This is a genomic window from Pseudacidovorax intermedius, assembly GCF_001476815.1.
Classification (GTDB): Bacteria; Pseudomonadota; Gammaproteobacteria; order Burkholderiales; family Burkholderiaceae_C; genus Xenophilus; species Xenophilus intermedius_A.
This window is the reverse complement of the sequence record NZ_LDSL01000144.1, coordinates 16141-39648: the sequence shown is the minus strand read 5'-3', so window position 1 is coordinate 39648 and position 23508 is coordinate 16141. Positions and strand designations below refer to the sequence as shown.

Sequence of the window (23508 nt, the reverse complement as noted above, 5' to 3'; positions counted from 1 at the left end):
CAGCAGGCGCGGGCGGGTCATCAGCGCGCGGCCGATGGCCAGCATCTGCTGCTCGCCGCCCGAGAGCGTCTCGGCCCGCTGGGGCAGCCGCTCCTTGAGCCGCGGGAACAGCGTGAAGACCTGCTCCAGCGGCCCTTCGCGGTCGGCCTGCTTGCGGTAGAGGTAGCTGCCCAGGCGCAGGTTGTCGGCCACCGACAGCCGCGGAAAGAGCCGCCGGTTCTCGGGCACGTAGGCCAGCCCGCGCTGCGGGATCTGGTGGGCGGGCACGGCGTCGATGGGCGCGCCGTCGAAGCGCACGCTGCCGCCCTGCGGCCGTTCCATGCCGGCGATGGACTTCAGCAGGGTGGACTTGCCTGCGCCGTTGGCGCCGGCCACCACCACGATCTCGCCCTCGGCCACGTTCATCGAGATGTCCGAGATGGCGATCAGCCCGTTGTAGGCCGTGGTGAGGTTGGACACTTCAAGCAGCACGATGGCGGTCTCCAAGGTAGGCGGCCACGACGGCCGGATCGCGCACCACCTCCTGCGGCGCGCCCTGGCTGAGCACGCGGCCGAGGTTGAGCACGATGGCCCGGTCCACCAGGGGCATGACGATCTCCATCACGTGCTCGACCATGATGACGGTGATGCCGCGGTCGCGGATGCGGCGGATCAGCTCGACGCCCTTGCGCGCCTCGCTGGGCGTGAGGCCGGTCATGACCTCGTCGAGCAGCAGCAGGCGCGGCTCGGTGGCCAGGGCACGGGCCACTTCGAGCCGGCGCTTCTCGGGCGGCGTGAGGTTGCCGGCCGAGGCGCCGGCGCGGCCGATGAGGCCGGTGAACTCCAGCACCTCCAGCGCCGCTTCGCGCGCCGCGGCGGCGCGGGTGTGGCGCGAGAAGCTGCCCACCATCACGTTGTCCAGCACGCTCATGCTGTCGAAGGAGCGCGGCACCTGGTAGGTGCGGGCAATGCCCAGGGCGCAGCGCGCCGGCGCGTCCAGCCGGGTGACGTCGCGGCCCTCGAACACCACCTGGCCCTGCACCGGCGCGCGGGCACCGGCGATGATGCCGAACAGCGTGGACTTGCCCGCGCCGTTGGGCCCGATGAGGCCGAGGATCTGGCCGCGGGGCACGTCGAAGGTCACTTCGGCATTGGCCACCAGGCCGCCGAAGCGCTGCCAGATGTCGGTCAGCTGCAGGATGGGCGGGTCGGCTGCCGGCATCGTGGCCGGGCGAGCATCGTTGGCGGCGTTCATGCGGCACCTGCCTTGCGGCGCCAGCCGCTGAAGAGGCCGATCAGGCCTTCGGGCTTGAGCACGGCCACGCCCATGACGAGTGCGCCGTAGACGATCAGGTCGGTGCCGGTGCCCGAGCCGCCCATGTAGCTGCGGATGGCCTCGGTCAGCGGGATCAGGATCACCGCACCCAGCAGCGGCCCCCACAGGGTGCCGATGCCGCCGAGCACCACCGGCAGCACCATCAGCAGCGAGAAGCGGAAGTGCATGACGCTGTCCGGGTCGATGTAGGCGACAAAGGCCGCGTAGAAGCCGCCGCCGATGGCCGTCAGGCTGGCCGACAGGGCGGCGGCCGCCATCTTGGAGCGGAACACCGTCACGCCCAGACTTTCGCTGGCCTCGGGGTTGTCCTTGACGGCGCGCCACCAGTAGCCCCAGCGCGAGCCTTCGACCCAGAAGGTGATCAGCCAGGTCAGCGCGAACAGGCCGAGCACGAAGTAGAAGTACGGCGCCTTGTTGCGCGCGAACTGCAGCGTGGCCCAGCTGTCAGGGCCGAGCGGCCACTGGATGCCCATGGCGGCGCCCACGTAGTCCCAGTTGTGCACCAGCAGCAGGCCGATCTCGGCGATCACCAGCGTGGCGATGGCGAAGTAGTGGCCCTTGAGGCGGAAGCACAGCCAGCCCAGCAGCAGGGCCATGACGGCGGCGAGCAGCGCGCCGGCCACCATGCCGAACCAGGGCAGCACCCCGAAGTTCACGAACAGCACGCTGGTGGTGTACGCGCCCGCACCGAAGTACAGCGCATGGCCCAGCGAGATCTGGCCGCAGTAGCCGCCCAGGATGTTCCAGGCCTGCGCGAGCGCGGCGTACATCAGCGTGAGGATCAGGATGTTGCGCAGGTAGGCATCGCCCACCAGCAGCGGCACGGCGGCCATCAGCACCAGCGCGACGGCGCCCACCAGCAGCTGGCGGCGCCGCTGCGCGGCATGGGCCTGCAGCGCTTCCGAGGCCGGCGCGCGGCCGGCGGGAACAGCGATCGCTGCGTCGGTCATCAGAGTCTCCCGAAAAGGCCGCTGGGCCGCAGCAGCACGACCAGCAGGTACAGGGCATACACGCCCACGGTCTTGAGCGAGGCCGGCAGCACCAGGGTGGTCATGGCCTCGACCAGGCCCACGATGACGCCGCCCACCAGGGCGCCGAACACGCTGCCGAAGCCGCCCAGGGCCACCACGACGTAGGCGATGCCGCTGAAGGCGCCGCCCACCTGCGGGTGGATGTAGTAGAAGTTGGCCAGCATGGCGCCGGCCACGCCCACCATCGCCAGGCCCAGGCCCCAGCCCAGGGCGAAGACGCGGTTGCGGTCGATGCCCACCAGCGCCACGGCGCCCTGGTCCTCGCGCGTGGCTTCCAGCGCGCGGCCGAAGTCGGTGCGCGACATCAGCAGGTACAGCCCGCCGAAGACCAGCAGCGAGACCACCGCGCCGGCGATCTGCGGCTGGGGCAGGAAGACGCCACCGATCTCCACCGTCTTGTTGGCCAGCCAGCTGTCGCTGATCTGGCGGTAGTCGGGCGTGAAGAAGTACTGGGCCAGGCCCTGCATGAGCGTGCCCAGGCCGAAGGTGGAGAAGATCTGCACCATGCCCACGTTGGCCTTGGCCCGCATGGCATGGCGCACGATCAGCAGGTAGACCAGCACGCCGGCCATGAACAGCACCGCGCCCACCAGCGGCATGCCGATGATCGGGTCCAGGTGCAGGCCCACGGCCAGGCCGAAGGTGAGGTACATGCCCATCATCAGGAACTCGCCGTGGGCGAAGTTCACGACGTCCATCAGCCCGAAGATGAGCGACAGGCCGACGGCGATGAGGGCATACATGAGCCCCATCAGCACGCCGCTGGCGAGCACCTGCGCGATTGCTTGCGCGTTCATTCGTGGTTCCCGGCTCAGCCGTTCATCGGCCACACGGGCTGGGCCATGGCCACCGCCGTGGGGAAGATGGTGACGAAGCCCGTGCCCTTGAACTGCTGCAGCACCGGGCTGGCGAAGGTGTTCTGGCCGCTGGCGTCGAACTTGACGCGCGACCACGGCATGATGGTCTTGTCGCCCGGGATGTCGGTGGCGGCCAGCGCGGCGCGCAGCTTCTCGCCGTCGGTGGAACCGGCGCGCTGCAACGCGTCGCCCAGCACGATGGCGGCCATGAACTGGCGCGAGCTGGCGTCGTTGAGGTCGCGGCCGGCGCGGGCCTTGAAGGCGGTGTTGACGAAGCCGATGGAAGGCCGCTTGCCCGCGGTGTCCAGCGCGAAGCTGGCGCGGGTGATCATGCCCTGCAGCTTGTCGCCCACCACGTCCAGCGCCGCCTTCTCGACGAAGCCGGCGGCCTGCGCCACGATGTTGCGCGGCTTGTAGCCCAGCTGCGCGCAGGTGTTCATCAGCAGGATGACGTCGGTGGTGTAGCAGGAGGGCAGCAGCACGTCGGCATTGGCGGACTTGAGCTGCTGCACCTCGGCCGACAGCGAGGGCGAATTGGCGCGGAACTTGACGTCCGCTGCCACCTTGTAGCCGCGCTCGGCGGCCAGCTTGCGCTGCACGGTGGAGGAATCGGTGCCGAAGATGGTGTCCTCGAAGAACAGGGCCACGGACTCGACCTTCTTGCCCTGCTTCTTCTGCAGGTCCATGAAGTCGAACATGGCCTCGGAGAACATCTCGTCGTGCGCGGCCGGACGGAAGAAGTACTTGAGGTTGCGGCGGTGCAGGCTGGGCGAGGACGAATCCGCGCACACGAAGGGCACGCCGTAGCGCTCGCAGGTGGTGCCGACGGTGGCGGCCACCGACGAATGGAAGCAGCCGATGATGGCCACGGCCTTCTCCTGCGTGATCAGGCGCTCGGCCTCGGCGCGGCCCTTCTGCGGGTCGGCCTGGTGGTCGGCATAGACCACGCGCAGCTTGCGACCGCCCAGGCTGGCGATGCCGGCGCCGGCGGCGCCCGGCAGATCGACCTGCGTGGGCGTGTTGATGATCTGCAGGGCGGTGTCGATGGCATGGCGCGCATCCACGCCCACCTGGGCATTGGGCCCGCTCATCGGGTAGATGGCCCCGACCACGATGTCGTCGTCGGCGGCCCAGCTGGGCGAGGTGTTCATCGCCAGGGCGCTCAGGCTGGCCATCTGCATCAGGATTTCTCTGCGGTTCATCAGCAACTCCTCGAAAAAAAGGTTGATCGGCATCAGGGTGCCGGTGCCGCAGCGCGGCGATGGTTGGTCTTGTCCATCATGCAAAACCTGTGCCATGAATCAACAACACCAAACGTTCGGATCAACAACTGACGGTGCATTGTTGAACAATATTGGCGCATGACTTTTCGGGGTTTGCCCTGCCAGGGTGCATGGGCAGGCCGCGGTGGTGCACGGCGGGGGCGTCGGGCTATCTGCTACAAACCGGCCACACGAGACGCCCATGACTGCTTCCACTGCCGACCTGCCCGCCCCGCCGCTGAGCGAGCGCGTGGCCGAACAACTGCGCCAGAAGATCACCGCCGGCGAGTTCCAGCCGGGCCAGCGGCTGTCCGAACAGGCGCTGAGCGATCACCTGGGCATCTCGCGCAACACGTTGCGCGAGGTGTTCCGCGTGCTGACCAAGGACGGTCTGCTGCGCCACGAGCCCAACCGCGGCGTCTTCGTCTCGGTGCCCAGCATCGCGGCCATCATCGACATCTACCGCGTGCGGCGCCTGATCGAATGCCAGGCGCTGGCCCAGGCCTATCCGCGCCATCCCGCCAAGAAACGCATGCGCGAGGCCGTCGAGGCGGCGCTGCGTGCCCGCGAAGCCGGCGACTGGCTCGGCGTGGGCACGGCCAACATGGCCTTCCACATGGGCATCGTCCAGCTGGCCGACAGCGAAAGGCTGAACCTGCTCTTCGCGCAGGTGCTGGCCGAACTGCGGCTGGCCTTCGGGCTGCTGCGCGACCCGGAATTCCTGCATGCGCCCTACGTGGACATGAACCAGAGCATCCTGGTGCTGACCGAAGCCGGCGACTTCGCCCGGGCCTCGTCGGCGCTGAACGACTACCTGGTGCATTCCGAACGCATCGTGCTGGCCGTCTATGCGCGGCAGCTGGGCGACGGGACGCTGGGCGGCGGCAGGTAGGCGCCGGTGACGCCAGGCCCGTCGCCGCGGGCCGCCCATTGCGCCACCGCCGCCCGGCGGCGCTTATTTGGCGAACAGCCGGGCGATGTCCTTGAAAGCCTTGATTTCCATGGCATTGCCGGCCGGGTCCATGAAGAACATGGTGGCCTGCTCGCCGACCTCGCCCTTGAAGCGCACGTAGGGCTCGATGACGAATTCGACGCCCGCGGCGCGCAGCCGGCCCGCCATGTCTTCCCACTGGGCCATGGGCAGCACGATGCCGAAGTGGCGTACCGGCACGCCGTGGCCGTCCACGGCGTTGCGCTGCGATGCGCCGCATTCGCTGGGCGCCAGGTGCGCCACGATCTGGTGGCCGTAGAAGTTGAAGTCGATCCAGTCCTCCGAGCTGCGGCCCTCCGGGCAGCCCAGCAGTTCGCCGTAGAAGCTGCGCGCCTTGGCCAGGTCGTCCACCGGGAAGGCCAGGTGGAAGGGGGACATCAGGGTGGGGTTGGTGGTCACGTCGAGCATGGCAGTGGGGCGGTCGTTGAAAGCTGGCGAGCAGTCTAGGAATGCCCCGCCAAAAACAAAATCAATATATTTTTCTTCGACTGATCGATAACATCGATCAGTCATGATCCGCGAACTCAAGACCTTCATCGCCATCGCCGAGGCCGGCACCTTTGCCCGCGCCGGCCAGCGCATCGGCCTGACGCAGGCGGCGGTGAGCGCCCAGGTGCAGCGGCTGGAGGAGCAGTTGGGCCATGCGCTGTTTGCCCGCGCCGGCCGCACCGCGCAGCTCAATGCCGAGGGCCTGAACGCGCTGGCGCAGGCGCGCGAGGTGGTCCGCCTGTTCGACGAAATGGCGGCGCAGCGGCGGCGCCGGCCGCTGGGCGGGCGCGTGGTGTTGGGCGCCATCGCGTCGGCGCAGGCCATCGTGCTGCCCGCGGTGCTCGCGCGCTTTCGCGCACTGCATCCCGACGTGCACGTGCGGGTGGTGCCGGGCGTGTCCTTCCACCTGCTCAACCAGGTGGATGCCGGCGAGGTGGATGCGGCCATCATGATCCGCCCCGGCTTCGCGCTGCAGGCGGACCTGGGCTGGACGCCGCTGTCGCACGAGCCCTTCCGGCTGCTGGTTCCCGCGGCGCTGCCCCGGCCGCACGACTGGCGCGCGCTGCTGGCCGGCCAGCCCTTCATCCGCTACGACCGCACCTCCTTCGGCGGCAGGCTCGTGGAGCGCTTCCTGCGCGAGGCGCAGTTCCAGGTGCAGGACAGCGTGGAGATCGACGAGCTGGACGCCATGGCCCAGATGGTCGCGTGCGGCGTGGGCGTCGCGCTGGTGCCGGAGGCCTTCGGCCGCCGGGCCTGGCCACGCGGCGTGGTCGCGCTGCCGCTGGGCGAGCACACCTTCTTCCGCGACATCGGCATGGCACGACGCACCACGCGCACGGCCGCACCGGCGGTGCTGGAGCTGCTGCGCCTGATCGAGGAGGCCTATGCGGCCGGCAACGCGCGGCAGGCGCCCGACGCCGCCGCACGCCCGCTCAAAGGATCTTCATCCGCCGCTCGATGACGCGCAGCGCCAGCGCGATGCAGCCCGTCATGATCAGGTAGAACACCGCCACCGAGGCCCAGACCTCGACCGAGCGGAAGTTGCCGGCAATCACCTCCTGCCCCTGACGCGTGAGTTCGCCAACGCCGATGACGATGAAGATGGAGGTGTCCTTCAGGCTGGTCATGCACTGGTTGCCCAGCGGCGCGATGAGCCGCCGGAAGGCCAGCGGCCCGATGATGTGGATGACGACCCGGTGGAAGGGCATGCCCAGCGCCAGGCCCGCGTTGCGCAGGCCCGGCTGGATGGACAGGAAGGCGCTGCGCACCACCTCCGAGAGATAGGCGCCGGAGTTGAGCGCGATGGTGATGATGGCCGCATGCAGCGCCTCGATGCGCGTGTGCAGGATGATGGGCATCGCGAAGTACAGGAACATGGCCTGCACCACCATGGGCGTGCCGCGGATCAGGTCCACGTAGCACAGCGCCACCGCGCGCAGCAGCCGCCCGCCATAGGCACGGCCGATGCCCACGGCAAAGCCCAGCAGCACGCCGCCGCCCAGGCCGATGGCGGCGATCAGCAGCGTGAGCCGCGCACCCTGCAGCAGGCTGGGCAGGGCATCGGCCACGGCCGACCAGTCGAAGTTCATGTCCCGTTGCTCCCCGGCTTGTGCGCGCTGCCGTTCAAAAGGCGGGCGGCTCGGTGCCGAACCACTTGCGGTAGATGGCGGCATAGCGGCCGTCGGCGCGCATCTTCTTCAAGGCCGCATTCACCGGCTGCACCCATTCGCTGCCCTGCGGAAAGCCGATGCCGTAGAGCGAGCCGGTCTTGCGTTCCATCGCGACCTTGACCTTGCCGTCGCCGGCGGTCTTGACGTAGTACTCGACATTGGGCGTGTCGTGCATGGCGGCATCCAGGCCGCCCGCGCGCAGGTCGAGGTAGGCGTCGTCGATGTTCTGGAACAGCCGCAGCTCCTTGGGCTTGAGGTTGGCCTTGATCCAGTCGGCCGTGGCGGTGCCGGTCTTGGCGCCCACGACGCGGCCGTTGAGGTCCTCCGCCGACTTGATGGTGGTGTTGTCCGAGCGGACCATGATGGCGGTGCCGCTGGCGTAGTACGGATCGGAGAAGTCGATGACGCGGGCACGCTCGGGCTTGATGCTCATGCCTGCGAGCGCCACATCCACATTGCGCGTCTGCAGCGCGGGAATGATGCCGACGAAGTTCATGACCTGAAACCGATAGCCGACCTTCAGTTCGCGCGCGATGGCATCCCACAGGTCGACGTCGAAGCCGACGTACTTGCCGTCCTGCTTGAAGCCGAAGGGCACGAAGGCGGCGTCGATGGCGACCAGCAGCTCCTTGTCGGCCGCGCGCGCGGCCGGCATGGCGAGCAGGGGGCCCAGGGCGGCGATGAAGGCGAGAAGAAGTCTTCGACGGTACATGGATCACTCCGGGGTTGGCTGGGGAACGGTTGCAGGAACGGGATTGTGAGAGTGCGCGGCCGGGGCCCGGACTGCGGCATCATGCCGCCTCGCCGAAGAGCAGGCCGGCGATGAGCCGCGGCTGGTCGACCCAGGCGCTCAACTGGTCGAGTGCATCGGCGACCGCCTGCGCCACGGCGCCCGGCCCGCCGGCATCGGCCAAAGCAGTGCCGACGGGCTTGAGGCGCAGCGCCGCACTGGCGCCGGGCTGGCCATGGGTGTTGGCGGTGACGATGCCGTGGTCGCGCAGCAGCAGCACGGACAGGGCGGCCGTCGCCTCGCACGGCACGATGGCCGGCCAGCGGCCGGCGCGGGCGGCCAGCTCCCCGAGCACGGCTTCTTCGCGCAGGATGGGACCGAGCAGCGACGGCTCGGCCAGGTCGCCCAGGCGCTCGACCAATGCGGCGCGCAAGGCGGCGCCGTGCGCGGCCTCGCTGCGCAGGTGCTCGGGGGCGAAGGCCTGCAAGGCACGCAGCACGCCGGCGAAGAGGGGGGCGCGCGCTTCGAGGCCCCATTCCGACGCGCGGCTCATCGTGCGGCGCACCAGTGCGTCCCGGCCCGCCAGCAGGCCCGCGCGCGGGCCGTGCAGCCCGGCCTTGTCGCCGTTGGTGATGACGAGGTCGGCGCCGAGGCGCAGTGCAGGCGTCCCGTCCAGCAGCACGGGCCGCACCCGCGCACCGTAGGCATCGTCCACCAGGGCCACGGCGCCGGCGCGGTGGGCCCCGTCGATCATCTGCTGCAACGTCGCATCGTCGATCAGGTCGAGGTTGCTGGTGACGGGCGTCATCAGCACCAGCGCGGGCCGCGCCCCTTGCAGTTGCGCCTGCCAGGGCCCGTCCTGCGTGGCCTCCACCAGCGGCACGCCGGCCAGGGCGGCGCCGCGCGCGACCGATGCGTGGGCGCGTCCGCCGGCCGGGCTCAGGGCCACCACGGGCCGACCGTCGCACAAGGCATGGATGGCGGCGATCAGGCCGGCCGACGTGCGGTTGAGCAGCCCGACGCCGTGGGCGGCGCCACCGCCCAGGTGCGCGAGCGCCGCGTTGCGGAATTCGTCCGCGGCCAGCGCCGGCCCCAGCCATTCCTCGCAGACGGAACCCAGGTCGCTCGCCTGCACCGGATAGTTGCGCCGGTTGCCGGTGAAGATGCGCACGGCGGCGGCGCCCTGCGCGCGCCACCGCACCGTGGCCAGGCGCTCGCAATGCGCAAGCCGGCGCGACTCGTCCTCGCTCGCGCGCAGCAGGGTGCCGCGGGCATAGCCCACCGTCGGATCGATGGCATGGCCGAAGGCGTCGTGGTGCACCGCGGGGGCGGGTCGCTGGGAAAACATGCGGCGGACTTTACGAAGCCGCTTCCTGGAAAAAAAGTCCAGCCCTTCTATCGCGTCCCGTAAACTTTTCTTTCGCTTTGGGGAGGCTGTCATCCATGCTCGATCTGCGCCGGCTGCAGTTGCTGCGCGACCTGTCGGTGCTCGGCACCATCGGCCGCGTGGCCGAGGCGCGTGGCCTCACGCGGCCCGCCGTGTCCCAGCAACTGGCCAGGCTGGAAGAAGAAGCGGGCGCGGTGCTGTTCGAGCGTTCCGGGCGCGGCGTGAAGCTGACGGCGACCGGCGAACGGCTGGTCTCGCGCACGGGCGAGGTGTTCGGCCTGCTCGAAGCCATCGAGGCCGAGCTGGGCGAGCAGACCTCCGCGTTGCGTGGCCAGTTGCGACTGTGCGCCTTCGGCTCGGCCGCCAACGGGCTGCTGCCCGATGCGCTCGGCCGGCTGGCCCGGGAACACCCGGAGCTGGACGTGTTCGCCACCGAGGAGGAAACGCGCGACGGCCTGCGTGCGGCGGCGTCCAAGCAGGTCGACATCGCCATCGTGGACGACCTGACCCCTTCGGGAACCCAGGGCGCGGCACTCGAATTCACGCCCTTGTGCCGCGACACCTTCCATGCCGTGCTGCCGGCCCGCCATCCCCTGGCGTCGCGGCGCGTACCGCTGCGCCTGGCCGACCTGGCCGACGAACGCTGGGTGAGCAACATGATCTCCGCGCCCTACCACCAGTTGCTGATGTCGGCCTGCAGCGACTGCGGCTTCACCCCGCGGGTCCGAGGCAGTTTCCGCAACCTGCTGGCCACGCTGGAGCTGGTGCGCAGCGGCGGCTTCGTCTCGGTGCTGCCCTACTTCGCCGTGTGCGACCTGGGGGCCGATGCGCGCCTGGCCGTGCGGCCGATCACGCCGACGCTGGGCCGCGGCGTGCTGGCGGCCTATGCGCGCGGCAGCGGCGGCCGGCCCGCGGTGGCTGCGGCCTTGCGTGCGCTGCAGGCCGCGGTAGGGCGCATCGAATCGGCGCGCGATCAGGCGCGCGGGCCGCAGGCACCGGCATCCCCCGCCCGCACGGCAGACGACGGTGGCCGTCGCCGCCCCGCCAAAGGCAAGGTAACAGCCCAAGTACAGTAAATCGACAAAACAAATCCAGATGCGTAAAATCGATTTACAGCATTTGAACTGTATGAGCCTCGACACCTACCCCGTGCGCACCCCCGATCAGCTCCCTGCCCTGCTGCGTGCCTTTCGAAAGGAAACGGGCCTCACGCAGGGCGAGCTGGCCCGCCGCCTCGGCGTCACGCAGCAGACCTATTCGGCACTGGAGCGCAATGCCGCCAACATCGGCGCGGCCCGGCTGCTGTCGATGCTCAATGTGCTGGGCGTCGAGATGCGTCTAGGCCGGCCTGGGCCTTCCGCCACCGTGCTGCACACGGCCGAGCGCGACTCGCCCGCCTGGTGACCATGGGCCGCCGCACGCACCGCCAGGCGCTGGGCCTGTGGATGAACGGCGACTTCGTCGGCACCTGGAGCCTGGCCCCGGACACGCCCGACACACTCCAGTACGACACGGCCTGGGTGCAGTCGCCGGAAGGGCGACCGCTGTCGCTGTCGCTGCCCTTCACGCCAGGCAATGCGCCGCACCGCGGCCCGGCCGTCCGGGCGTACTTCGAGAATCTGCTGCCCGACAGCCGCGACATCCGCGAGCGCATCGCCCGCCGCCATGGCGCGGTCGGCATCGACGCCTTCGCACTGCTCGCACGCATCGGGCGCGACTGCGTGGGTGCGCTGGAGATCCTGCCCGACGGCGAAGCCGGCCACGACGCCGGCACCGTGCAGGCCCGGGCGCTGAACGAGGCGGAGGTGGCCCAACTGCTGCGCAGCGCCACCACCTCTGCGCCGCTCGGCTTGCGCGGCGCGGACGACGACCTGCGCATCTCCATCGCCGGCGCGCAGGAGAAGACCGCCCTTCTGCTGCACAACGGCCGCTGGTGCCTGCCGCACGGCAGCACGCCCACCACCCACATCCTCAAGCTGCCGCTGGGCCTGGTGGGCGGCATGAAGATCGACATGCGCGACTCGGTGGAGAACGAATGGCTGTGTGCCCGCGTGCTGCGTGCGTTCGGCCTGCCGGTGGCGCAATGCCATCCGCTGCAGTTCGAGGACATGAAGGTGCTGGCCGTCGAACGCTTCGACCGCCGCTGGTGGACGGCACCCGATGGCCGGCCGCGGCTGCTGCGCCTGCCGCAGGAAGACTTCTGCCAGGCCACCGGCACGCCGCCCGATGTCAAATACGAGGCCGATGGCGGCCCGGGCATGGACCGCGTGATGCGGGTGCTGGACGGCTCGACGGCGCGCGAGGACGACCGGCGCACCTTCTTCCTGGCGCAATTGCTGTTCTGGATGCTGGGCGCCACCGATGGGCATGCCAAGAACTTCAGCCTCTTCCTGCGGCCTGGCGGGCGCTACCAGCTCACGCCGCTGTACGACGTGCTGTCCGCCTGGCCCGTGCTCGGCGAAGGGCCAGGTGCCATTTCGCACCACAAGGCGCGCATGGCCATGGCGGTGCGGGGGCGCAACGCGCACTGGAAGCTGCGGGAGATCCTGCCGCGTCATTGGGTGGCGCTGGGCCAGCGCCATGGCGTGATGGCGGCCGACGGCCGCGGCGTGGCGGCCTTGATCGAAGCCGCCGCCTTACTGACGCCGGGCGTGGTCGACGCGGTGCACAGCGAACTGCCGGTGGGCTTTCCGGCCGCGCTGGCGGATCGCATCCTGGGCGGGCTGGCGGACTCGGCGCGCAGGTTGTCGGCCGTCGCCTGAACGGTCTCGGCGCCATTCGACCCCCCATGGCCAGGCGCTTCGCCACGTCCACTACAGTGCCCGCCATGGATTGCCGCCCCGACTGCGGTGCCTGCTGCACCGCGCCCTCCATCTCCAGCCCCATTCCCGGCATGCTGCACGGCAAGCCGGCGGGCGTGCGCTGCATCCAGCTGTCGTCCGACAACCGCTGCCGCATCTTCGGCCAGCCCGAGCGGCCGGCCTGCTGCGGCGGCCTGGCACCGTCGGCCGAGATGTGCGGCAGCTCGCGGCTCGAAGCCATGCACTGGCTCACGCGACTCGAAGCGGAGACTGCGCCCGACCCCGTGCGTTGATCGACGACGCTCGCCGTCAGTCAGGCAGTGACTCGGCGCGGGCGCGACTCAGCGGCTACGAGCCGTCCTTCTTCACCAAAGCAGCGGCGGCCATGTCCGTCGCAGCCGTGGTCGACGACGACGGAGCGGCCGCCACCGGCGAGCCACCCCATCCTCCGCCCAGCGCCCGCACCAGCGCCACGGTGGCCTGGTACTGCGCCGACCGCACCTGCAGCGCCTGCCGGCGATTGCGCAGCTCGCTACGGCGCGCATCGAGAAGATCGAGCTGGCTGATGTAGCCATTGCGGTAGCGCGTGTCGGACAGCTGCATGGCCCGTGCCGCCGCCTCCACGGCGGTGGCCTGCGCACTGGCCTGTTCCTTCAGGAGTCGGAGCCCCGAAAGCTGGTCTTCGACCTCGCGGAAGGCAATGAGCGACTGCGCGCGATAGCCGGCCGCCGCTTCGTCGAACACGCCGGCAGCCTGCGCCACGCCCGCAGCGCGGCGACCGCCGTCCAGCAGCGGAAGCGACAGCAGCGCACCCACACCCCAGGATCGGACCGACCACTTGAACAGGTCGCCCAGTTCGGGTGAGGCGAAGCCACCGCCAGCGGTCAGCGCAATGTCCGGGAAGTAGGCCGCCTGCGCCGCACCCACGCGCGCCTGCGCGGCCAGCACGGCGGCCTGGGCGGCCGCCACGTCGGGCCGGCGCAGCAGCACCGTGGACGGCACGCCTGCCGGCACCACCGGCAGTGCGGTCTGCCAGCGATCGACGCCGATGCCGAAGTCCGCCGGCGCACGGCCGACCAGCACGGCCAGCGCGTGCTCGAGTTCGGCGCGCTGCCGATCCAGGGCGAGCGCTTCGGACTCGTTGGCCGACACCTCGGCCTGCATGCGTGCCACATCGAGCGCGGCCACGTCGCCGGCCTGCTCGCGGCGCTGGGTCAGGCGCAGCGTGTCGCGGTAGGCCGCCACGCCGTCGCGCACCAGGGCGCGCTCCTCATCGGCGGCACGCAGCGCCAGGTAGGTCTGGGCCACTTCGGCCTGAACCATCAGGCGTGTGCTCTGCAGCAGGGCCTCGCGGCCCTGGGCGTCGAGCGCTGCGGCATCCTGCAGGCGCGACAGGCGGCCGAACAGATCCAGCTCCCACGACGCACTGATGCCGGCATTGAGCAGGGTGGAGGGCTGCGTGGACTGGTTGCGGTCCAGCCCGCGCTGACGCGTGGCGCCCCCAACCAGACCGAGCTGCGGCGAACGGTCGGCCTCGGCATTGCGCAGCAGCGCCCTCGCCTGCCGCACGCGGGCGGCGGCCTGTTGCAGGCTGGTGTTGGCTTCGCCAGCCTGGGCCACGAGCGCATCGAGCACCGGGTCCTGGAAGGCCTTCCACCATTCGCCGCGGGGCTGGGCCTCGGCGACAGCCGCCTCGGTCCAGCGGCCTTCGGTGGCCGTCTGCGATGCGGGCAGTGCCTCCTTGAAGCGGGCAGGCGTGGGCACAGCGGGCAGTTCCACCGGGGCCGTGGCGCAGCCAGCCAGCACCAGGGCGGCCAGCAGAGGGGCCAAAGCACGACGCTTGGACAGGCTCGGCGCGAAAGGTTGGAGGCGATCGAAGGGGGTGCGGGCCGTCGCGGTGCGGTTCATGGGCGTGTCCGTGATCGACGGCGCCGTCGTGGGGTACGCATTCGTGTTCGTCATGGTCGGTGTCCTCGTGAACAAGGGAGGCGTCATTCGTGGGCGCCGCGCGGCGCGGCGGGCAGAGACGTGAGGCCACCGCCGCCACCGTGATGTCCCGACGCCGCGGGATGCTCGGCCGACACGAAGTCGTCGGCATGGGTGGGCACCTGCCCGTGCTGTCGCAGTGGCCGGTTGCCCGCCAGGCGGCGAAGCGCCACGTAGAAGACGGGCGTGAGGAAGAGGCCGAAGGCGGTCACGCCGATCATCCCGGCGAACACGGCCACGCCCATGGCATGGCGCATCTCCGCGCCCGCGCCGGAGGACAGCACCAGCGGCAGCACGCCCATGATGAAGGCCAGCGAGGTCATCAGGATGGGCCGCAGCCGCAGCCGGCTGGCCTCGATGGCCGCCTGCACCGGCGTTCGGCCCGCAAACTCCAGCTCGCGCGCGAACTCCACGATCAGGATCGCGTTCTTCGCCGACAGGCCCACCAGCACGATCAGGCCGATCTGCGTGAAGACGTTGTTGTCCCCCGCCGAGAGCCACACGCCGGTCATGGCCGCCAGCAGCCCCATCGGCACGATCAGGATGATGGCGAGCGGCAGCGTCAGGCTTTCGTACTGCGCGGCCAGCACCAGAAAGACCAGCAGGATGGCCAGCGGGAAGACGATGAACGCCGAGTTGCCGGCCAGGATCTCCTGGTAGGTCAGGTCGGTCCATTCAAAGCTGATGCCGGCGGGCAGCGTCTCGGCCGCGATGCGTGCGATGGCGGCCTGCGCCTGGCCCGAGGAGAAGCCGGGCGCGGCGCCGCCGTTGACGTCGGCCGTGAGGTAGCCGTTGTAGCGCATGGCGCGCTCCGGGCCGAAGCTCGCATCCACCTTCATCAGCGCGGACAGCGGAATCATCTCGCCCGACGCCGAGCGCACCTTGAGCGCGCCGATGTCCTCGGCCCGCGCACGGTAGGGCGCGTCGGCCTGCACGCGCACGCTGTAGGTGCGGCCGAACTTGTTGAAGTCGTTCGCATACAGGCTGCCCAGGTAGATCTGCAGCGTGTCGAAGATGTCGGTCAGCGGCACGCCCAGCTGCCGCGCCTTGGTGCGGTCCACGTCGGCAAAGAGCTGCGGCACGTTGACCTGCCAGCTGGTGAACATGCCCGCCAGTTCGGGCGTCTGGCGTGCCTTGGCCATGAAGGCCTGCACCGCCTTGTCCATGGCCTCGTAGCCCAGCGAGGTGCGATCTTCCAGCTGCAGCTTGAAGCCGCCGGTGGTGCCCAGGCCCGCCACGGGCGGCGGCGGGAACATCACGATGAACGCATCCTGGATGCCCGCGAAGGACTGGTTGAGCTGGCCGGCCACGGCCGCACCGCTCTGCTCCGGCGCGCGGCGCTGGTCGAAAGGCTTGAGCATGGCGAACACGATGCCCGCGTTGGAGCTGTTGGTGAAACCGTTGATCGACAGGCCCGGGAAGGCCAGCGTGCCTTCCACGTTGGGGTTCTTCTTCATGATGTCGCCCATGCGGCGGATCACGTCGTCGGTGCGGTCCAGCGTGGCGCCGTCGGGCAGCTGGGCGAAGCCGATCAGGTACTGCTTGTCCTGCGTGGGCACGAAGCCGCCCGGCACCGCCTTGAACAGGCCGAAGGTCAGCGCCACCAGCGCCAAGTAGACGCCGAGCATCAGCGTCTTGCGCGAGATCACGCCGCGCACGCCGCGGCCGTAGCCCTCGCTGCCGCGGTGGAACAGCCGATTGAATCCGCGGAAGAAGCCACCCAGCAGACGATCCATGCCACGCGTGAGCGCATCACGCGGCGCGTCGTGGCCCTTGAGCAGCAGCGCGGCCAGGGCCGGCGACAGCGTGAGCGAATTGATGGCCGAGATCACCGTCGAGATGGCGATGGTGACGGCGAACTGCCGGTAGAACTGGCCCGTCAGGCCCGAGATGAAGGCCAGCGGCACGAACACCGCCACCAGCACCAGCGCGATGGCGACGATGGGGCCCGATACCTCGCGCATGGCCCTGTATGTGGCCTCGCGCGGGGTGAGGCCGGCCTCGATGTTGCGCTCCACGTTCTCCACCACCACGATGGCATCGTCCACCACGATGCCGATGGCCAGCACCAGGCCGAAGAGCGACAGCGCATTGATCGAGAAGCCCAGCAGGTGCAACACGGCGAAGGTGCCCACCACCGACACCGGCACGGCCAGCAGCGGAATGATGGACGCGCGCCAGGTCTGCAGGAACAGGATGACGACCAGCACCACCAGCGCCACGGCCTCCAGCAGCGTGTGGATCACCGACGCGATAGAGGCGCGCACGAACTGCGTCGGGTCGTAGGCGATGCGGTATTCCACGCCCTCGGGCATGGCCTTCTGGATCTCGGCCATGGTCTGGCGCACCTGTTCGGAGATCTGCAGCGCGTTGGAGCCCGGCGCCTGGAAGACGCCGATGCCCACGGCCGGGTCGTTGTCCAGCAGCGAGCGCAGCGAGTAGTCGGCCGCGCCCAGCTGGATGCGCGCCACGTCGCGCAGGCGCACCACCTGCGTCGACGGCTCGCCGGCGGCACCGCCCTTGACGATGATGTCGCCGAACTCCTCCTCATTGGCCAGGCGGCCGCGGGCGTTCACCGACAGCTGCAGATCCACGCCGGAGAGGCCCGGCGATGCGCCGACCACGCCGGCCGCGGCCTGGATGTTCTGCCCGCGGATGGCGGCCACCACGTCGTTGGCCGACAGGCCGCGCTGGGCCATCTTCTGCGGGTCGAGCCAGACGCGCATGGCGTACTCGCCACCGCCCCAGATCTGCACCTGGCCCACGCCCTCGATGCGCGCGAGCCGGTCCTTGACGTTGAGCACCGCGTAGTTGCGCAGATAGTCGATGTCGTAGCGCTTGTTGGGCGACACCAGGTGCACCACCATCGTGATGTCCGGCGAACTCTTCACGGTGGCCAGGCCCAGGCGCCGCACCTCTTCCGGCAGCCGAGGCTCGGCCTGCGCCACGCGGTTCTGCACCAGCTGCTGGGCCTTGTCGGGATCGGTGCCGAGGCGGAAGGTGACGGTGAGCGTCATCACGCCGTCGGTGGTGGCCTGGCTGCTCATGTAGAGCATGCCTTCCACGCCGTTGATCTGCTCTTCGAGCGGCGTGGCCACCGTTTCGGCGATGACCTTGGGATTGGCGCCGGGGTACTGGGCGCGCACCACGATCTGCGGCGGTGCGACTTCGGGGTATTCGGAAATCGGCAGGCCGCGCAATGCGATCAGCCCGGCGATCAGCATCAGCAGCGACAGCACGCCGGCAAAGATCGGCCGGTCGATGAAGAACTTGGAGAAATTCATGGCGCCAACTCCTGGTGGCGGGGTGAGGACAGCCCCCGCGCGCAGCCCCGGGGGCGCGCACGGTGGCGACTTGAACGGAAGCGAAAGTGAAGAGGAACGCCGCAGTAGCAGCGTTCAGGGCGCGCGCCTCAGCTGCGTGAGGCGACGCGCTCGGTGCCCGCGCTGCTCGCCGCAGCCATGGGCACCTCGCTCGGCGCCACGACCATGCCGGGCCGCACATGCTGCGTGCCATTGACCACGACGCGCTCGCCGGCCTTGAGGCCGGTGCTGACCACGCGCAGGCCCTGCACGGGCGCACCCAGCGTCACTTCGCGGTACTCGGCCTTGTTGCCCTCGCCCACGACCAGCACGAACTTCTTGTTCTGGTCGGTGCCGATGGCGCGCTCGCTGACCAGCAGCGCACGGCTCTCGCCTGCCTGGCCCATGCGGATGCGCGCGAACTGGCCGGGGATGAGCACGCCGTCGGCGTTGTCGAAGCGGGCACGCACCCGCACCGTGCCGCTGCGCGCATCGACCTGGTTGTCGATCAACTGCAGGCGACCCTCGTAGGGCGTGCCATCGGTGGTGGCGGTGCCCATCTGCACCGGAATGCTGGCGAGCTGCGTGCGTGCACCGGCGCCGCCGGGCAAGTCCTTCAGTGCGCGGGCCACGATCTGCTCGTCCGCATCGAAGCTGGCGTAGATGGGGCTGACGGACACCAGCGTGGTCAGCACCGGCGCGCCCGGGCCGGCCGGCACGAGGTTGCCGACGGTGACTTCGGCCCGGCCGATGCGGCCCGCCACCGGCGCACGCACCTGGGTGTACGACAGGTTCAGCCGGGCGCTCTGCAGCGCGGCCTGCGCGGCGCGCAGGTTGGCCTCGGCCTCCTGGCCGGCATTGAGCCGCTCGTCCAGTTCGCGTTGCGCGATGGCCTGCTCGCCGTACAGGCGCCGGGCCCGCTCCTGCTCGCTGCGGGTGTAGGCGGCGCGCGCCTGGGCGGAAGCCACCTGCGCCTCGGCGCGCTGCACCTCGGCCTGGTAGGGCGCGGGGTCGATGGTCAGCAGCAGGTCGCCCTGCTTGACGAGTGCACCTTCACGGAAATGGATGGACTGCACGGCCCCGGCCACGCGTGAGCGGACCTCGACACGTTCCACCGCCTCGAGCCGGCCCGAGAACTCGTTCCAGGCATTGATGGGGCGCGCTTCGACGGCGGCGACCGTCACTGGCGTGGCCGGCGGCGCGGCACTCGCCGGCGTGTCGCTGGCCTTGGCGTTGAGACCGGGAATGCCCAGCACGCCGGCGCCGATGGCAAGCACGGCCGTCAGGCTGGTGATGGCCGGCCACAGGCGGCGGCGAACGGGCGGTGTGGCGGCGGGGGTGTCGTTGAGATGGGCCATGGAAGGTCTTTCTTTCGGGTCGAAGAATGCAGGCCGCCTGCCCGGCGCTTGTGGCGCAGGCGACGGAAGGGATAGGGGTGGGTGGCGCCGCCGTATGCAGGACGGCAGCGCAGGTCGGCCCACGCTGCGTGTCGGCGCAGCGAAAGCCAGTCAGTGTTCAGGGTGGATCAAGGCCGCACGGCGGCGCAGCGCACGGGCGCCGTCAGCTAGGCGGCGTGGCCGCCGCGGCGCGGCGGGCTTCGAAGAAGGCGATGAACTTCTGCCGCGCTGCGACGCCGCAGGCCGGACAACCCGGCTCGTCGGGCTGGTAGAGCGCCTCGGGCCACTGCGACGTGGACGGCAGCACTTCGGCAACGACGTCGATGCCGGCCGCCTGCAGCCGCTTGGCATAGGCCAGGGCCTCGTCGCGCATTGGGTCGTCAGGGCCGACCAGCACCAGCGTGGGCGCCACGTCGGTCAGCCGCAGCGCGGCGCCGGGAACGGCGTACGGATGGCTCGCATCCATCGGCCGGCGCAGGTACTGCTGCCAGCCGGTGGCCCATTTGCAGGCCGCGTCGGCACACGAGGCCTCGCGCAGCGAGGCGGTGCCCGCGCACGGATCGAGCATGGGCGACAGCAGGATCTGTCCCGCCAGCGGCGGATGGCCGCGGTCGCGCGCCACCAGCGCCACGGCGGCGGCCAGGTTGCCGCCCGCTTCTTCACCCGCCAGGAAGATCTGGGCGCCCTTGCCGGCCAGCTTGACGCGCTGCTTGTGCAGCCATTCGAGCGCCGCGAAGCCCACTTCGATGGGCTTGGGAAAAGGATGCTGCGGCGCCAGCGGATAGGCCAGCGACACGACGCGCGCCCCGGCCGAGGCCAGCAGGCGGCCCACGTTCCGGCCGTTGTCCAGGTCGCCGCAGACGAAGGTGCCGCCGTGGAAGTGCAGCACCAGCGGGGTCGCGCTCGCGCCCTTGCGGCGCTCGCCGTACAGGCGGGCCTTCACCGGCTCCTCGCCGGGCAGTTCGATGAGCAGATCTTCCTCCGCCACGGCACAGGCGGCCACGGCGGCGGCCGTGGGCGGTGGGGCGTGGCGGTCTGTGCTGCTCATGGCGGGCCTTTCGGTACGACGTGGGGTTCTCGTTTTCGGAGCGTGGAACGAACTATAAGGACCGCCGCCGCAACATACGCTCGGCCGGTGGCCCTACTCTGTTTCTCGCGCAGCAACAATGAAGCGGGCATCCGCGCACAGAATGCGAAGCCTGACCACTGCGCTGACCGCGTCAGCGTGACGCATCCCGCGCGCGCGGGATGTCAGCCCTTTTCGCACATCGATCCATGGACCAGATCCAGACCATGCGGGTGTTCGTGCGCGTCGTCGAGGCGGGCAACTTCACCCGCGCCGGCGATTCGCTCGGCCTGCCCAAGGCCACCGTGACCAAGCAGATCCAGTCGCTGGAGTCGCGGTTGCGCGTGAAGCTGCTCAACCGCACCACGCGGCGGGTGACGGTCACGCCCGACGGCGCGGCCTACTACGAGCGCGTGGCGCGGCTGCTCAACGACTTCGACGAGCTCGAGTCGAGCATGACCAACAGCAATGCCGCGCCTTCGGGCCGGCTGCGCGTGGACGTGGGCACGGCGACGGCCCGGCTCATCATCATTCCGCGGCTGCAGAGCTTCTGCGACCAGTACCCCGACATCCAGGTGGACCTGGGCGTGAGCGACCGGCCGGTGGACCTGATCGGCGACAACGTGGACGTGGTGATCCGCGCCGGCGAGATCGGCGATCAGTCGCTGGTGGCACGGCGCATCGGCACCCTGCCCTTCGTGACCGTGGCTTCGACCGGCTACCTGAAGAAGTACGGCACGCCGCGCACGCCGCACGACCTGGAACGTGGACGCCAGCACGTCATCAACTTCTTCTCGCACAACTCCCGGCGCGTGTACCCGCTGGAGTTCCACAAGGACGGCGAGGTGCTGGAAGTGGTCGGCCCGTCGCGGCTGGCGGTGAACGACAGCAATGCCTACACCGAGGCGGTGCTCGCCGGCTTCGGCGTGGCGCAGATGGTGCGCTTCGTCGCCGCGCCCTACCTGGCCAGCGGCGAGCTGGTGGAGCTGTTCCCGGACTGGGAATGCCCACCGCTGCCCATGCACGTCGTGTACCCGCCCAACCGGCACCTGAGCGCCAAGGTGCGGGCCTTCGTGGACTGGACAGCGGCGGAATTCGCGCGGCGCCCGGACCTGGTGCGCGCCCCCGCCCAGGCCACCGCCGAGACGCCTGCGATCGCGGGCGCGTCCACGCTGGCGGCCTTCGCGGACGCACGGCCGGGCTGAAGCCCCGGTCCGGCGCTCGCACGCCGCCTGCCCCGCGCCACCGTCCGTCAGCCCTCTTCCCCGCCCATCTCCGTGGCGATCTCCAGCAGGTCTTCGGCCCCCGGCTTGTCCCATCCGGGCCCGAAGGTCGCATCGCCGAAAAAGCGCAGCATCTCTTGGCGCACCATGGGATGGTGCCAACCGCTGGTGCCCAGCCGCTTGATGATCGACGGATGGGCGCCGCGGGCCTGCAGGGCCTGCAGCAGTTGCTGCTCCAGCGCGTGCTGCGTCTCTTCCGACAGGGCCTCGATGGCGGCCAGGCAGCGGTCGTTGGCGCGGCGGATCCACTCGGCCTGCCAGCGCTGGCGGCGCTGCGCCTGCTGCTCGCGGGCGGCCAGCGCAACGGCCGCCGGATGGGCAGCGGCGGCCTCGGCGGCCGCCTCCGCGCGTTCGCTGCCCTGCAGCAGCAGCGCCTTGAGGTAGCGCACCGGGTCGCGCAGCGGCTCCGGATAGGCGGTGTTGACGCGCCGCTCCAGCACGTCCAGCGCCGAGCGCACGGTGGCCTCGCCGCAGCCCACGGTCATCGCGTCGAAGGCCTCCTCGCCCACGCCCAGCTGCATGGCCCGGCCGACCAGGCCCATGTCCACCGGTGCCGGCGCCCGGGCAAGGCCCAGCGCGGTCGCCGGCTTCTTGCGGCCGATGTGGAACTGGATCTCGTCGATGAAGCGGCCCTGCTTGTGCTCCACCAGTTCGATTTCCAGGTCGGTGATGGCATTGACCTCGGCAATGGCCGGCTTGAGCGTGTCGCGCTTGAAGATGCGGTATTCGAGCCGCTCGGTCTTCTCGGTGTGCGGATTGCCGCTGAGCACCGGGTACCACCAGCGCCAGGGCTGACGGGCGGTGCGGCCGATGTCCTTGTAGCGGGTGCAGATCTCGTACAGCACCACGCCGGCATGGGTGCGCAGCTGGCTGATCACTTCCAGCCTCAGCCGCGCGAACACGCTCGGATCCAGCAGCTCCTGCTTGAGGTTGACGGCGTAGGACCATTCCACCCAGACCTGGCCGCGCTCCTTGCTCAGGCGCGCATGGGCGAGCAGGCCGCTGACGTTCCAGGCGGCGCCCTCCCCGCTCGTCGGCGACTGCCATTCCACGGTGGTCGACACCATGGCCCGCAGGTGCTTCTTGATGAGGGCGTGGTCGTTGCTGTCGAAATCCAGGCCGCGCACCACCGCGTCGAGCGGCGTGCGGAAGACGTCTTTTTCCATCCCCTGCTCCTGCGCGAGGTACAGCAGCACGTTGTAGCTCTTGCGGCCCAGCGTGGTGATGCGGGTGGACTTGGGCACGATGGCGAGCGTGTTGACCGCCTTGCGCAGCAGCTGGACGTCATCGGCCGCCGTCATGTCGGTGCCGCCGCCGTCGAAACCGCGGGCGCGTGCGAGCGGGGACGTTCGGGGGGTTCGAGCCATCCCGCTAATGTAAGCGAGACGTGAGAGCGGCTTTCACCTGAAAGCGTTCGGCACTGATCCTGAAAAGTCTCACGTGAGTCTGGGGCTCACACCTTGGGCGGCAAATCCAAACGGAGAGTTTTCGGGATTTTGGCCGGGCCGCATGGCTCGGCTTCCCCGGATCGGACAGGCTGACGCGGAAAAGCCCCCTTCCACCAAGTCTGGCAGCCCGCGATCGGGCGCCGATGCGCGCCTGTCGCCTCCAGTCCTCGCGCAACCATGCTCACCCCAACGATGCGCTCCCGAAAACCCTCACCTGAAAGCCATCACAGAGGAGTTCACAGAATCACGAATGCACTCACCTCGGCTACCGAAAACTCTCCAGAGTTTCCTGTCTTCCCTGCCTGGCGTTCCCGCCGCTTCTCCAAAGCGTCCCGCGTGCCTGCATGCAGGTTGAAGTAAGTGTTTGATTTTAAATAAGATTTCTCTCCCTAAAGGTATTAAAGGAATTGAAGGGTTCTAGACTATTCCTAAACGGCAACTGAGCCCAAGAAGAAGAGAAAGCCACCAAATGTGTGCTTCTTGACGTTTTCTC

General features: G+C 69.8%; 21 protein-coding genes. 7 read left to right on the top strand and 14 right to left on the bottom strand.

The window, feature by feature from the left end; all coding sequences use genetic code 11:
• The 5 genes from NS331_RS20800 to NS331_RS20780 form a co-directional block, all read right to left on the bottom strand.
• Window positions 1-471 (bottom strand): ABC transporter ATP-binding protein (locus NS331_RS20800; RefSeq protein ID WP_206597353.1); only part of this gene is annotated, 471 nt, incomplete at its 3' end.
• Entirely contained in the window at window positions 461-1234 is a 774-nt protein-coding gene (locus NS331_RS20795; protein WP_242873843.1) for an ABC transporter ATP-binding protein, read from the bottom strand. The genes NS331_RS20795 and NS331_RS20800, both read right to left, overlap by 11 nt.
• Window positions 1231-2265, bottom strand: a complete 1035-nt coding sequence (locus NS331_RS20790; protein ID WP_058643857.1) for a branched-chain amino acid ABC transporter permease — start codon at window positions 2263-2265, stop codon at window positions 1231-1233. The genes NS331_RS20795 and NS331_RS20790 overlap by 4 nt, the downstream gene beginning before the upstream one ends.
• The gene (locus tag NS331_RS20785) at window positions 2265-3143 is read right to left on the bottom strand and encodes a branched-chain amino acid ABC transporter permease (protein WP_058643856.1); all 879 of its coding nucleotides are present in this window, start codon (window positions 3141-3143) and stop codon (window positions 2265-2267) included. The genes NS331_RS20790 and NS331_RS20785 overlap by 1 nt, the downstream gene beginning before the upstream one ends.
• Before the next feature lie 14 nt (window positions 3144-3157).
• Window positions 3158-4405 (bottom strand): ABC transporter substrate-binding protein, encoded by a 1248-nt coding sequence (locus tag NS331_RS20780; protein WP_058643859.1) that lies wholly within the window; start codon window positions 4403-4405, stop codon window positions 3158-3160.
• A gap of 262 nt (window positions 4406-4667) precedes the next feature.
• Here NS331_RS20780 and NS331_RS20775 point away from each other — a divergent pair, with 262 nt between their 5' ends.
• Window positions 4668-5357, top strand: coding sequence for a GntR family transcriptional regulator (locus NS331_RS20775; RefSeq protein WP_058643855.1), 690 nt, complete (start codon window positions 4668-4670; stop codon window positions 5355-5357).
• 63 nt (window positions 5358-5420) lie between these two features.
• Here NS331_RS20775 and NS331_RS20770 read toward each other — a convergent pair whose 3' ends face one another.
• Entirely contained in the window at window positions 5421-5864 is a 444-nt protein-coding gene (locus NS331_RS20770) for a VOC family protein (protein ID WP_058643854.1), read from the bottom strand.
• 103 nt (window positions 5865-5967) lie between these two features.
• Here NS331_RS20770 and NS331_RS20765 point away from each other — a divergent pair, with 103 nt between their 5' ends.
• Entirely contained in the window at window positions 5968-6906 is a 939-nt protein-coding gene (locus NS331_RS20765; protein WP_058643853.1) for a LysR family transcriptional regulator, read from the top strand.
• On the opposite strand, the gene glnP is transcribed toward NS331_RS20765, so the two are convergent.
• From glnP to NS331_RS20750, 3 genes are all read right to left on the bottom strand, one after another.
• On the bottom strand, window positions 6878-7534 hold the full coding sequence (gene glnP / locus NS331_RS20760) for a glutamine ABC transporter permease GlnP (RefSeq protein ID WP_058643852.1): 657 nt from the start codon (window positions 7532-7534) through the stop codon (window positions 6878-6880). The two genes, NS331_RS20765 and glnP, sit on opposite strands and share 29 nt — an antisense overlap.
• 34 nt (window positions 7535-7568) lie before the next feature.
• Window positions 7569-8327, bottom strand: coding sequence for a glutamine ABC transporter substrate-binding protein GlnH (glnH, locus tag NS331_RS20755; RefSeq protein WP_058643851.1), 759 nt, complete (start codon window positions 8325-8327; stop codon window positions 7569-7571).
• A 79-nt stretch (window positions 8328-8406) separates the two neighbouring features.
• Complete coding sequence (locus NS331_RS20750; RefSeq protein ID WP_058643850.1) at window positions 8407-9693, bottom strand: PLP-dependent aminotransferase family protein; 1287 nt, start codon at window positions 9691-9693, stop codon at window positions 8407-8409.
• Window positions 9694-9788: 95 nt separating this feature from the next.
• Here NS331_RS20750 and NS331_RS20745 point away from each other — a divergent pair, with 95 nt between their 5' ends.
• The 4 genes from NS331_RS20745 (at window position 9789) to NS331_RS20730 (ending at window position 12826) form a co-directional block, all read left to right on the top strand.
• Entirely contained in the window at window positions 9789-10808 is a 1020-nt protein-coding gene (locus tag NS331_RS20745) for a LysR family transcriptional regulator (protein ID WP_058643849.1), read from the top strand.
• Between the two features lie 52 nt (window positions 10809-10860).
• Window positions 10861-11136 (top strand): helix-turn-helix domain-containing protein, encoded by a 276-nt coding sequence (locus tag NS331_RS20740; protein WP_058643848.1) that lies wholly within the window; start codon window positions 10861-10863, stop codon window positions 11134-11136.
• A gap of 2 nt (window positions 11137-11138) precedes the next feature.
• Entirely contained in the window at window positions 11139-12494 is a 1356-nt protein-coding gene (locus NS331_RS20735) for a type II toxin-antitoxin system HipA family toxin (protein ID WP_058643847.1), read from the top strand.
• Between the two features lie 65 nt (window positions 12495-12559).
• Window positions 12560-12826, top strand: coding sequence for a YkgJ family cysteine cluster protein (locus tag NS331_RS20730; RefSeq protein ID WP_193758165.1), 267 nt, complete (start codon window positions 12560-12562; stop codon window positions 12824-12826).
• A gap of 55 nt (window positions 12827-12881) precedes the next feature.
• On the opposite strand, the gene NS331_RS20725 is transcribed toward NS331_RS20730, so the two are convergent.
• The 4 genes from NS331_RS20725 to NS331_RS20710 all read right to left on the bottom strand — a co-directional run bounded on the left by NS331_RS20725 (window position 12882) and on the right by NS331_RS20710 (window position 20266).
• On the bottom strand, window positions 12882-14441 hold the full coding sequence (locus NS331_RS20725; protein ID WP_058643858.1) for an efflux transporter outer membrane subunit: 1560 nt from the start codon (window positions 14439-14441) through the stop codon (window positions 12882-12884).
• Between the two features lie 83 nt (window positions 14442-14524).
• A complete protein-coding gene (locus NS331_RS20720) occupies window positions 14525-17803 on the bottom strand; it encodes an efflux RND transporter permease subunit (protein WP_058643845.1) in 3279 nt (1092 codons plus the stop codon).
• A gap of 128 nt (window positions 17804-17931) precedes the next feature.
• Window positions 17932-19179 (bottom strand): efflux RND transporter periplasmic adaptor subunit, encoded by a 1248-nt coding sequence (locus NS331_RS20715; RefSeq protein ID WP_058643844.1) that lies wholly within the window; start codon window positions 19177-19179, stop codon window positions 17932-17934.
• A 202-nt stretch (window positions 19180-19381) separates the two neighbouring features.
• Window positions 19382-20266: an alpha/beta hydrolase gene (locus tag NS331_RS20710; RefSeq protein WP_058643843.1), complete on the bottom strand. Its 885-nt coding sequence runs from the start codon at window positions 20264-20266 to the stop codon at window positions 19382-19384.
• A gap of 227 nt (window positions 20267-20493) precedes the next feature.
• Here NS331_RS20710 and NS331_RS20705 point away from each other — a divergent pair, with 227 nt between their 5' ends.
• Window positions 20494-21489 (top strand): LysR family transcriptional regulator, encoded by a 996-nt coding sequence (locus tag NS331_RS20705; RefSeq protein ID WP_082702658.1) that lies wholly within the window; start codon window positions 20494-20496, stop codon window positions 21487-21489.
• 47 nt (window positions 21490-21536) lie between these two features.
• Here the strand turns inward: NS331_RS20705 and NS331_RS20700 are convergent, their stop codons facing one another.
• Complete coding sequence (locus NS331_RS20700) at window positions 21537-22868, bottom strand: replication initiation protein (RefSeq protein ID WP_058643842.1); 1332 nt, start codon at window positions 22866-22868, stop codon at window positions 21537-21539.
• Between the last annotated feature and the right edge of the window lie 640 nt (window positions 22869-23508).